10 protein-coding genes and 1 rRNA gene are annotated in these 11,034 nt (G+C 73.0%); 5 read left to right on the plus strand and 6 right to left on the minus strand.

Annotation, left to right across the window (positions count from 1 at the left end; translation table 11 throughout):
• Positions 1-4: 4 nt before the first annotated feature.
• A complete protein-coding gene (locus tag AC5RWQ_RS12920) occupies positions 5-697 on the minus strand; it encodes a lysophospholipid acyltransferase family protein (protein ID WP_494282961.1) in 693 nt (230 codons plus the stop codon).
• A 253-nt stretch (positions 698-950) separates the two neighbouring features.
• On the opposite strand from AC5RWQ_RS12920, the gene AC5RWQ_RS12925 reads away from it, so the two are divergent.
• The 3 genes from AC5RWQ_RS12925 (at position 951) to sigJ (ending at position 3,656) form a co-directional block, all read left to right on the plus strand.
• Positions 951-2,201, plus strand: coding sequence for an acyltransferase family protein (locus AC5RWQ_RS12925; RefSeq protein ID WP_494282962.1), 1,251 nt, complete (start codon positions 951-953; stop codon positions 2,199-2,201).
• A gap of 130 nt (positions 2,202-2,331) precedes the next feature.
• The gene (locus AC5RWQ_RS12930) at positions 2,332-2,775 is read left to right on the plus strand and encodes a carboxymuconolactone decarboxylase family protein (protein WP_494282963.1); all 444 of its coding nucleotides are present in this window, start codon (positions 2,332-2,334) and stop codon (positions 2,773-2,775) included.
• Positions 2,724-3,656, plus strand: coding sequence for an RNA polymerase sigma factor SigJ (gene sigJ / locus AC5RWQ_RS12935; RefSeq protein ID WP_494282964.1), 933 nt, complete (start codon positions 2,724-2,726; stop codon positions 3,654-3,656). Before AC5RWQ_RS12930 ends, sigJ begins: the two co-directional genes overlap by 52 nt.
• Before the next feature lie 82 nt (positions 3,657-3,738).
• Here sigJ and ndk read toward each other — a convergent pair whose 3' ends face one another.
• On the minus strand, positions 3,739-4,164 hold the full coding sequence (gene ndk / locus AC5RWQ_RS12940) for a nucleoside-diphosphate kinase (protein ID WP_494282965.1): 426 nt from the start codon (positions 4,162-4,164) through the stop codon (positions 3,739-3,741).
• A 141-nt stretch (positions 4,165-4,305) separates the two neighbouring features.
• On the opposite strand from ndk, the gene AC5RWQ_RS12945 reads away from it, so the two are divergent.
• Positions 4,306-5,664, plus strand: coding sequence for a VOC family protein (locus tag AC5RWQ_RS12945; RefSeq protein ID WP_494282966.1), 1,359 nt, complete (start codon positions 4,306-4,308; stop codon positions 5,662-5,664).
• A gap of 5 nt (positions 5,665-5,669) precedes the next feature.
• Here AC5RWQ_RS12945 and AC5RWQ_RS12950 read toward each other — a convergent pair whose 3' ends face one another.
• The 3 genes from AC5RWQ_RS12950 to AC5RWQ_RS12960 are packed head-to-tail and all read right to left on the minus strand — an operon-like array spanning position 5,670 to position 10,005.
• A complete protein-coding gene (locus AC5RWQ_RS12950) occupies positions 5,670-6,059 on the minus strand; it encodes a DUF4233 domain-containing protein (protein WP_494282967.1) in 390 nt (129 codons plus the stop codon).
• Positions 6,056-7,390: a bifunctional folylpolyglutamate synthase/dihydrofolate synthase gene (locus AC5RWQ_RS12955; RefSeq protein WP_494282968.1), complete on the minus strand. Its 1,335-nt coding sequence runs from the start codon at positions 7,388-7,390 to the stop codon at positions 6,056-6,058. The genes AC5RWQ_RS12950 and AC5RWQ_RS12955 overlap by 4 nt, the downstream gene beginning before the upstream one ends.
• Positions 7,387-10,005 carry a valine--tRNA ligase gene (locus AC5RWQ_RS12960; RefSeq protein ID WP_494282969.1) on the minus strand — a complete coding sequence of 873 codons (2,619 nt, stop codon included), beginning with the start codon at positions 10,003-10,005 and terminating at the stop codon, positions 7,387-7,389. Before AC5RWQ_RS12960 ends, AC5RWQ_RS12955 begins: the two co-directional genes overlap by 4 nt.
• Before the next feature lie 69 nt (positions 10,006-10,074).
• On the opposite strand from AC5RWQ_RS12960, the gene AC5RWQ_RS12965 reads away from it, so the two are divergent.
• Positions 10,075-10,743 (plus strand): hypothetical protein, encoded by a 669-nt coding sequence (locus AC5RWQ_RS12965; protein WP_494282970.1) that lies wholly within the window; start codon positions 10,075-10,077, stop codon positions 10,741-10,743.
• Between the two features lie 166 nt (positions 10,744-10,909).
• Here AC5RWQ_RS12965 and rrf read toward each other — a convergent pair.
• Positions 10,910-11,026, minus strand: a 5S ribosomal RNA gene (rrf, locus tag AC5RWQ_RS12970).
• Positions 11,027-11,034 lie beyond the last annotated feature (8 nt).

The following is an 11,034-nucleotide window of genomic DNA, read 5'->3' on the forward strand; positions in this document are numbered from 1 at the left end:
CCGGTCAGGCCGACGCCTCGCCCGGCGTCTCCTCGCCCCGCCGGGGCGCGTAGCGCGGCACGTACTCCTGGCCGGTGAGCTTCTGGATCTCGGCCATCAGCTCGTCGGTCATCTGGCGCAGCGACGTCCGGTCGTCGGGCCGGCCGGTGAAGTCCAGCGGCTTGCCGAACCGTACGGTGATCTTGGCGCGGCCCGGTCGGGGCACCCGGTTGCCGATCGGCTGGGCCTGGTCCGTGCCGGTCATGCCGACCGGAATGATCGGCACGCCGGCCGCCACCGCCAGCCGGGCCGCCCCGGTACGCCCCCGGTAGAGCCGGCCGTCCGGCGAGCGGGTCCCTTCCGGATAGACGGCCACCAGGTCGCCGCCGCGCAGCGCCGGGATGGCGGCGTCGAAGGCGGAGAGCGCCGCCCGGCCACCGGCCCGCTCGACCGGGATCGCGCCCAGACCGGTGAGCACGAACTTGGAGAAAGCGCCCTTCGGCCCGGTGCCCGTGAAGTACTCCGACTTCGCCCAGAAGGCCAGGTGCCGCGGGACCACGGTGCCGAGGAACAGCTCGTCGGCGACCGACAGGTGGTTGCCCGCGAAGATCGCGCCGCCGGTCTCCGGGATGTGCTCCAACCCCTCCACGGTCGGACGGAAGGCCAACCGCAGCGCGGGCGCCACGGTGAGCTTGCCGATGGTGTAGAGCAGCGGCACTGGTCCTCCGGCGGTCGTACGTTGAACAGGCGGTGTCACGGTAGCCGACGCCACCACGTCCACGTCAGGGCGGTGGCGGCGGTCCACCCGGTGGCCCGGGCCGTCCGGGCCTGGTCCAGAGGCCTTACCCACCACCCGGCGACCGTCCCCCCGCACACCCGCCCCGGCTCCCCGGCACCGCCGCGGGGTTTCCGGGCCCGACGCACGTCGATGCGGCTTGACCTGCGCTCCCCACTGGCCCAGACTCGCCCTGGTGCGCGCACTCAGCCATACCGATTTCCTCGCGATGCGTCGCTTCGAGGCGCTGGACGGGCTCCGGGCCATCGCCGCGGTGATCGTCGTGGCCTTCCACTTCGGCGGTCCCCGCTGGGCCTGGACGTCCGGCTGGATCGGCGTGCACCTGTTCTTCGTGCTCTCCGGATTCCTGATCACCACCCTGCTGCTGCGTGAGGAGAGCGCCCGGCGCCGGGTCTCGCTGCGCGGGTTCTACCTGCGGCGGTTCTTCCGGATCCTGCCGGTCTACTTCGTGGTGCTCGCCGCCACCTGGGCGCTGGCCCACGTCAACGGCACCGGCCAGCGGGTCGAGGCCTCCATGCCGCACTACCTGCTGATGCTCAACGAGTTCGCGCCCACCCCGGCGTTCCTGCACTCCTGGACCATCGCGATCGAGCAGAAGTTCTACCTGGTCTGGCCACTGCTGGCCTTCGTGCTGGTGTCCGGGGCGTTCTACCGGCGGCTGGCGGTCACCGGGGTCGCCGTCGCCACCCTGCTCGCCCTGATCCCGGTCTTCACCGCCTGGCCGTACTGGCCGACCCAGTACATCGTGATCCTGGTCGGCTGCGCCCTGGCGATCGTCATGCACGACCGGCGCTCGTACGCGCTGGTCCGCCCGCTGACCCATCCGGTCACCGCGGTCGTCGTGGTGCTGGCCTTCGTCGCGCTGCACCTGTCGCTGCCGTACTGGCCGCCGGCGGCGGACGGACACAACGACACCCGGGTGCTGAGCTACGCGGTGGGCGCGGCCCTGCTGCTGCCCGCCCTGCTGAACCGCAGCATCCCGGCCCGGCTGCTGGCGCTGCGGCCGATGGCGTTCGTCGGTGAGCGGTCGTACTCGCTCTACCTGGTGCAGTACCTCGCGGCGGCCACCGTGGCCGGGCTCGCGCCGTCGGTGCCGCGCGGCACCACCTACTTCCTCGCCACCGTGATGATCGGCCTGCTCGCCGCCGACCTGCTGTTCCGCTGGGTCGAGCAGCCGATGATCCAGGTGGGGCGCCGGCTGGCGCAGCGCCGCCGCACGGAGGGCGTCGAGCCGCCGCCGCGCACCATGCCGGACGGCCGCGCCGGCGCCGAGCCGCCGCGGCCCACCCCGCCGGCCGGCCGCACCACGAACGCCGGTCCAGGCCGCCCGGTGCCCGCGCCGCGGCCCACCGGTGGCCTGACGCTGCCAACCCCGCCGGCCTACGGCGCCGCGCCGGACGCCCGGCCGGCGCCGGCCACCCCCTGACCGGGTCCTCCGCCCCGCGCCGCCGGCCGGCCCGAGTGCCGGGATGACCACGGTCACATCCCGCCACCGTCACGCCGCGCGCCCCCCGCGCCGTCGTATCGGCGTACGGATGCGACGAGGGAGGTTGGCGATGCGGGCACGGATCAACATGGCCGAGGTGGCGCCGGAGGCGTACCACGCGGTGCTGGGGCTGGAGAAGTACGCCCGGGCGAACGTCGAGCCCACGGTGCTGGAGCTGGTGAAGCTGCGCGCGTCCATGCTCAACGGCTGCGCCTTCTGCGTGGACATGCACAGCCGGGAGGCGCTGGGCGCGGGTGAGTCCAGCCGGCGGCTCTTCGCGGTGGCCGCCTGGCGGGAGGCGCCCTTCTTCGACGAGCGGGAACGGACCGCGCTGGCGCTCACCGACGCGGTCACCCGGCTCGGTGAGCACGGGGTCCCCGACGAGGTGTGGGACGCCGCCGCGGCGGTGTGGTCGGAGAAGGAGTTGGCCGATCTGGTGGTGGCGATCGCCACAATCAACGTATGGAACCGGGTCGCGGTGACCAGCCGGACCCAGCCGCCGACGGAGGCGTGACCGGGCTCGGGGCGGAGCAGGCGGCCGGTGCGCTCACCGCGCACCGGCCGATGCTGCTCGGGCTGGCGTACCGGCTGCTGGGCAGCGTCGACGACGCCGAGGACGTGCTCCAGGAGGCGTACCTGCGCTGGGTGGGCGTCGACCGGGCGGCGGTGGCCGAGCCACGGCGGTACCTGTCCCGGGTGGTGACCCGGCTGGCGCTGGACCGGCTGCGGGCCCGACGGACGGCGCGGGAGGCGTACGTCGGACCGTGGCTTCCCGAGCCGGTGGCCACCGCGCCGTCGCCGTTCGGGCCGCTGGAGCGCGCGGAGCTGCGCGACTCGCTCTCCCTCGCGCTGCTGCACGTGCTGGAGCGGCTCACCCCGCCGGAGCGGGCGGTCTGGGTGCTGCGCACCGCGTTCGAGCTGCCCTACGCGGAGATCGCCGGGATCCTGGACCGGTCCGTGGCCGACTGCCGGCAGTTGCACCACCGTGCCGAGGAGCGGGTCCGGGCGGACCGCCGCCGGTTCACCGCCGACCGGGCCGAGCAGGAACGGCTGCTGGACGCGTTTCTACGCGCCGCCCGCGAGGGCGACCTGACCACGCTGACCGCCCTGGTCGCCGAGGACGCGACCGCCTGGACCGACGGCGGGGGGCGGGTCCGGGCGGCCCGTAACCCGATCTCCGGCGCGGACCGGATCGCCCGTTTCTTCATCGGCGTCCACGGACCCCGCCGGTTGCGGCCGGCGGTGCGCCGGCTGGAGCTGAACGGGCAACCGGCCGCCCTGATCACCCGGCCCGACGGCAGCACGTACGCGCTGACGGTGGCCGGCGCGGACGGCCTGGTCACGGGGGTGCACCTGGTCGGCAACCCGGACAAGCTGCGGTACGCGACGGGCTGATCGCCGGCCGGGCCACGCGCAACGGGCCCGGCCCACCGACAGGTGGTCCGGGCCCGCGAACGACCGGTACGCCGGCGGCGAGTCAGCCCAGCTCGGGGAACCAGAGGCCGATCTCGCGCTTGGCGCTGTCGGTGGAGTCGGAGGCGTGCACCAGGTTCTCCCGGTTGGACAGGGAGAGGTCACCGCGGATCGTGCCGGCGGCGGCCTTGCGCCCGTCGGTGCTGCCGATCATCGCGCGGACCACGTCGATCACCTCGTCGCCGGAGAGCACCAGCGCGACCAGCGGCCCGCTGGTCATGAACGCCTTCAGCGGCGGGTAGAACGGCTTGTCCACGTGCTCGACGTAGTGCTGGTCGGCGAAGGCGCCGTCCAGGGTCCGGGTCTCCATCGCGTCGATCCGCAGGCCCTTCCGCTCGAAGCGGGAGATGATCTCGCCGACCAGGCCACGGCGGACCGCGTCGGGCTTGATCAGTACGAGCGTGCGCTCATCCGGGCTGCTGCTGGACACGCTGGGTTCCTCCTGTGCGCGGAAGCCGGTCGGGCTGGGTACGGTCAGCCTAGCGACCCGGTCCCGGCGTCGGCGCGGCGGCTGCTCCTTCCCTCGGTTGCCGATCGGCCCTAGCCTGGCCTTACCCCTGGGAGGTCCACTGTGGCGAATGGCGGGAACCGCACCATCGCGCCGGTACGCAAGCTGATCGCCGCGGTGCTCGGCACCGTGGCCACCTTTGTGGTCCTGTTCGGTCTGGGGATGACCAGCTGGGCCATCGTCGCCCTCGGCGTGGCGCTGCTGGTGCTGGCGATCGCCCTGGCCACCGTGCGCGGCGGCGGGCGCACCTGGGTGGTCGGCGTCGGGCACGTGCACAGCGCCTCCGAGCCTCCCACGCAGTACGCCTTCGGCCGCTGCGAGCTGCAACTGGTGATCGACGCACCCGGTCTGCCACCCCGGTCCAAGAAGATCATCGAGCCGCGGGTGCCGGTGGCGAAGTGGCCGTCGCTGGGGCAGGCCCTGCCGATCCGGGTGGCCCTCGACGACCAGCGGCACGTCCGGGTGCTCTGGGACGACGTGCCCACCCACGCCGAGACCGCCGCCACGGTGGCCGACCTGCCGCCCGAGTACGCCGACGCCGAGCCGCTCGACGAGGTGCTGATCCAGCAGGAGGCCCCGCCGTGGGAGGGCCGTACCGTCGACGACGACTTCCACGACGACCTGCGCGAGGAGTTCCGGGACGCGCCGCCCGGCGACCCGTTCCGGTCGGACCCGTTGCGCGCCGAGCCGCTCCGGTCCGAGCCGCTGAGGCCGGACCCGGTGCGGGGCGACGCGCTCGCCGAGGACGTCGAGGTGCTGACCGACGAGCGGGAGCCGGTGGTCGTGCACCAGCGCCCGGGCGACGGGGTCGTACTGGAGGGCATCCTGGTCGACGCGCCGTCCAGCGACCTGCCGCGGCGGGCGGCCACCCCGTCGCCGCGGACGCCGGCCGACGAGCGGTTCGACGCGCCGATCCTCGACCCGATCGACGTGCCGCTGGACGACCCCGCACCCGCCGCCGGGCGGCTCGACCCGGACGAGCTGGGCGGACTCGACGAGGCGATCTTCGGCTACGACCCGGACGCGGAGTCGGCGGACCGGGCCGCCCCGTTCGGCGGCGTCGGGCTGACCCTGCTGGTCACCGACCTGTCCCGGTCGCTCGGCTTCTACTCCGACGTGCTGGGCTTCACCGAGGTCGACCGGGGCTCCGGCAACGCGGTGCTCGCCTCCGGCAGCACCCGGGTGGTGCTGCGGGAGGTCACCGGCGCCGCCCCGATCAGCCGTCGGCTGGTGCACGTCAACCTCGAGGTCGACGACATCGACGCGGCGTACCGGCGGCTCAAGGACTCCGGCGTCCGCTTCACGTACGCCCCCCGGGTGGTCAACCGGGGGGCGAAGCTGGAGGTGTGGGCGGCCGCGTTCAAGGACCCGGACGGCCATGGCATCGCGCTCACCCAGTGGCGGGAACGCGCCGACGCCTGAGCGGGTCAGCCGAGGATGACCCGCCGCACGTGCAGCGCGTAGGCCCACACCAGGCCGAAGATGATGCCCAGCCCGAACAGCGACCAGTGCAGCAGCCCGGCCAGCAGGAGCAGTCCCTGCAGGACCGTGCCGGCGGTCCAGGCCCACGGCCGGCGCATCATGCCGGCCAGCACGATCGCGGCCACGGCCAGCGTGACGATCGCCGCGATGGCGGCGCCGCCGAGGTTCCCGCCGACCAGCCGGATGGGTTGGATGGCCAGCAGCAGCACCAGCGCCTCCAGGCCGAGGGTGCCGGCCCCCAGGCCGCGCACCGCCGCCGCCGGATTGCGCAGGCCGGATCGCCGCTGGCCGGGGGTCTGCTCCGGGCCCGGGCGGGCCCGGTTCGGGTCGCTCATCGCTTGAACAGCCGTCGGGCGTCGGCCACGGTCACCACCGAGCCGGTGACCAGCACCCCGACGCCGGAGAGCTCACCGGGCACGTCGGACTCGGCCTCGGCGACGGCCGCCTCGATGGCGTCCGGCATCTCCTCGGCCACCTCCACCCGGTCCGGTCCGAAGACCTCCCGGGCCAGCTCGGCCAGCTCCTCGACCGGCATCGCCCGGGGCGAGCTGTTGCGGGTGACGACCACCGAGTCGAGCACCGGCTCCAGCAGCTCCAGCAGGCTGGGGGCGTCCTTGTCGGCGAGTACGGCGAGCACGCCGACCAGCTTGCTGAACGCGAACTCCTCCTGCAGGGCGGTGACCGTGGCGGTCATCCCGTGCGGGTTGTGCGCCCCGTCCAGCAGCACCGTCGGGGCGGTACGCACCTTCTCCAGCCGCCCCGGGGAGCTGGCCGTGGCGAAGCCCTCCCGGACGGCCTCCACGTCGAGCTGACGGTTCGTCCCGGCACCCAGGAACGCCTCGACGGCGGCGAGCGCCACCGCGGCGTTCTGCGCCTGGTGGGCGCCGTGCAGCGGGATGAAGATCTCCTCGTAGACCCCGCCGAGGCCCTGGATGCTGAGCACCTGGCCGCCGACGGCGACGGCCCGGCGCAGCACGCCGAACTCGGTGCCCTCGCGGGCGATGGTGGCGCCCACCTCGACGCAGCGTTCGAGGATCGGCCGGGCCGCCTCGTCGTCCTGGGCCGCGCAGATCACCGTGGCGCCGGCGTGGATGATGCCGGCCTTGTGCAGCGCGATGTCCTCCAGCGTGTCGCCGAGCCACTCGGTGTGGTCCAGCCCGATCGGGGTGAGCACGGCCACCCCGGCCTGGATCACGTTGGTGGCGTCCTCGGCGCCGCCGAGGCCGACCTCGACCACCGCGACGTCGACCGGGGCGTCGGCGAACGTGGCGAACGCCAGCGCCGTGGTCATGTCGAAGTAGGTCAGCGGTTCGGCGGACCGTTGGTCGACCAGCTCGGCCAGGGGCGCCACCTCGCGGTACATGGTGACGAAGCGCTCCTCACTGACCGGCTCGCCGTCCAGCGCGATGCGCTCCCGCACGGTCTCCAGGTGCGGGCTGGTGTAGCGGCCGGTGTGCAGCCCGAAGGCCCGCAGCAGCGAGTCGATCATCCGGGCGGTCGAGGTCTTGCCGTTGGTCCCGGTCAGGTGGATCGACGGGTACGCCCGCTGCGGGCTGCCGAGCAGGTCGAGCAGGGACTCGATCTTCTCCAGCTCGAACGCCATCCGGGTGAAGCCCCGGGCGGCCAGCTCCGCGTCGACGGCGGTGAAATCGGTACGGTCGGTCACGAGGAAAGCGCCTCCAGAGCGGCGTTGATCCGGACCAGGTCCGCCTCGGCCACCGCCAGCCGTTCACGGATCTTGGCGACCACCGGTTCCGGGGCCTTGCCGACGAACGCCGGGTTGTCGAGCTTCGCCCGGGCCTGCGCGACCTCCTTCTCGGCGGCAGCGCGGTCCTTGGTCAGCCGGGCCCGCTCGGCGGCCACGTCGATCGAACCCCGGGTGTCCAGCGCGACGCTGACCTCGCCGGGCATGGCGAGGGTGGCACTGGCCTGGAAGTCGTCGCCGGGGGCGTCCAGCCGGACCAGGGAGCGGATCAGCGGCTCGTGCGCCGCGATGCCGGCGACGGTCAGGCCCTCCAGCCGGGCCGCGACCCGCTGGGTCGGCCGCAGCCCCTGGTCGGAGCGGAACCGCCGGATCTCGGTCACCACCCGCTGGACGGTGCCGACCTCGCCCTCCGCGGCGTCGTCCACGAGGCTACGGTCGGCGACCGGCCAGTCGGCCGCCATGATCGTCTCGCCGCCGGTGAGGGCGCTCCACAGCTCGTCGGTGACGAACGGGATGACCGGGTGCAGCAGCCGCAGCAGCTGGTCGAGCACGTGGCCGAGCACCGGGCGGGTGGCGTCGGCGGCCGGCCCGCCCTCGGCGAGCACCGGCTTGCTCAGCTCCACGTACCAGTCACACACGTCGTCCCAGGCAAAGTGGTAGAGCAGGTCGCAGACCTTCGCGAACTCGTACGCCTCGAACTGCTCGTCCACCTCGGCGGTGACGTGCGCCAGCCGGGACAGGATCCACCGGTCGACCGTCGACAGCTCGCCGGCGGCGGGCAGCGGCCCCGCGGTGTGCGCGCCGTTCATCAGCGCGAACCGGGTGGCGTTCCAGAGCTTGTTGCAGAAGTTGCGGGAGCCCTGGCACCACTCCTCGCTGACTGGCACGTCCTGGCCGGGGTTCGCGCCGCGGGCCAGGGTGAACCGGGTGGCGTCGGCGCCGAACCGGTCGATCCAGTCCAGCGGGTCGACCACGTTGCCGAAGGACTTCGACATCTTCTTGCCGTGCTCGTCGCGCACCATGCCGTGCAGGGCCACCACGTCGAACGGCTGGACGCCGTCCATCGCGTAGAGGCCGAACATCATCATCCGGGCGACCCAGAAGAAGAGAATGTCGTACCCGGTGACCAGCACGCTGGTCGGGTAGAACTTGGCCAGATCGGGAGTCCGCTCCGGCCAGCCGAGGGTGGAGAACGGCCACAGGCCGCTGGAGAACCAGGTGTCCAGGACGTCCTCGTCCTGGCGCCAGCCCGCCCCGGTGGGCGGCTGCTCGTCCGGGCCGACGCAGACGATCTCGCCGTCCGGGCCGTACCAGACCGGGATGCGGTGGCCCCACCAGAGCTGTCGGGAGATGCACCAGTCGTGCATGTTGTCGACCCAGGCGAAGTACCGCTTGGCCAGCTCGGCCGGCTCGATCTTCACCCGACCGTCGCGCACCGCGTCGCCGGCCGCCTTGGCCAGCGGGGCGGTGTTCACGAACCACTGCAGCGACAGCCGCGGCTCGACGGTCGTCTTGCACCGCGAGCAGTGCCCCACCGCGTGCACGTACGGCCGCTTCTCGGCCACGATCCGGCCCTGCTCGCGCAGGGCGGCGACGATCGCCGGGCGGGCCTCGTACCGGTCCAGGCCCTCGAACGGGCCGGGCGCGGTGATGACGCCCCGCTCGTCCATGATCGTCAGCGCCGGCAGGTCGTGTCGCTGGCCGATCTCGAAGTCGTTCGGGTCGTGCGCCGGGGTCACCTTGACCATGCCGGTGCCGAAGGCCGGGTCGACGTGCTCGTCGGCGACGATCGGGATCCGCCGGTTGGTGAGCGGCACGGCGACCTCGGTGCCGATCAGGTGGCGGTAGCGCTCGTCGTCCGGGTGGACGGCCACCGCGGTGTCGCCCAGCATCGTCTCGGCCCGGGTGGTGGCGACCACCACGTCGTCGCTGTAGCGGATCGAGATGAGCTCACCCTCGTCGTCGGTGTGCTCCACCTCGATGTCGGACAGCGCCGTGAGGCAGCGCGGGCACCAGTTGATGATCCGGTTGGCCCGGTAGATCAGCCCGTCGTCGAAGAGCTTCTTGAACATGGTCTGGACGGCCCGGGACAGGCCCTCGTCCATGGTGAAGCGCTCACGGTCCCAGTCGACCGCGTCGCCGAGGCGGCGCATCTGTCCGAGGATCGCGCCGCCGGACTCGGCCTTCCACTGCCAGACCCGCTCGACGAACTTCTCCCGGCCCAGGTCGTGCCGGGACAGGCCCGCACCGGCGAGCTGCCGCTCGACCAGGTTCTGGGTGGCGATGCCGGCGTGATCCATGCCGGGCAGCCAGAGCGCCTCGAACCCCTGCATCTTCTTGCGCCGGATGAGGGCGTCCATCAGCGTGTGCTCGAACGCGTGGCCCATGTGCAGCGAGCCGGTCACGTTCGGCGGTGGGATGACGATGGCGAAGGGGGGCTTGTCGCTCTCCGCCGATGCCCGGAAGTGGCCGCCGGCTACCCACTGCTCGTACCGTCGCTGCTCTACCTCACCGGGCTGGTACTGGCCGGCAAGGGTCGGGGCGTCGGGGCGTCGGGCATCCAGTCTCTCGGTCACCCTGAAAGTCTACGGAGCGCTTCGGCGGACCTGACGTGCGCCACCTGTCATTCGCGTACGGTGGCGGACATGTCCGACGCACATCTCACCGAGCGTCAGCTCGTCGGGGGGCCCGAGCCGGTCGACCTGACCGAGGAACCGATCCGGCTGAGCAACCACGACCCGGACGCCCGGGCGGCCGGTCCGGCCTCCCGTCGGCGCCGAATCGCGCTGACCGTGGCACTCGTCGTGGGTCTCGCCGGCGCCGCCGCCCTCGGGGTGGCCGGCTGGCGGGTGGTCCAGCAGAAGGACACCCGGCTCGCCGCCCCGGACCGGGTCGCCGGCCTGACCCGGGACGACTCGGAGCGGGCCCGCAGCACCGCCGACTACCTGCGCAGCGGCTTCGCGGCCGACATCGACCTGGACCGCAGCTTCGGCACCGTCTACCGGGATCCGGCGGACGATAAGCGGGCGATCCTGCTCTTCGGCGGCACCACCCTTCTCTGGCAGCCGGAACGCGACCTGGACAGCCTCTTCGGCCTGATGGCCGACGAGACCGGCAAGGTCACCGGGTTACGCGAGGTGCCCGCCGGCAAGTACGGCGGCGTGATGAAGTGCGGCACCGCGGGCAGTGACTTCACGGTCTGCGGCTGGGCCGACCACGGCAGCGTGGCGATGGCGATGTTCGCGAACCGGCCCGTTGACGACTCCGCGGGCCTGTTCCGCCAGATCCGCGAGGCCGTCCAGACCCGGCCCTGATCCACCGTCAGCTCCGCCCCGAGCCCTTCCCGCCGGCTCGGCCGCCCCAGACCATGGGTTCGGCCTCGCCCCCGCGGCGTTGGGCCCGGACCGCTTCGCGTCTGAGAAACATACGTGGAAACGCATTCAGGGCCACCCCGTTGGGGTGGCCCTGAATGGAATGGTTGTCCGGCGGCGTCCTACTCTCCCACACCCTCCCGAGTGCAGTACCATCGGCGCTGGAGGGCTTAGCTTCCGGGTTCGGAATGTTACCGGGCGTTTCCCCTCCGCCATGACCGCCGTAACTCTATC

The organism is Micromonospora sp. BS32, assembly GCF_059089345.1.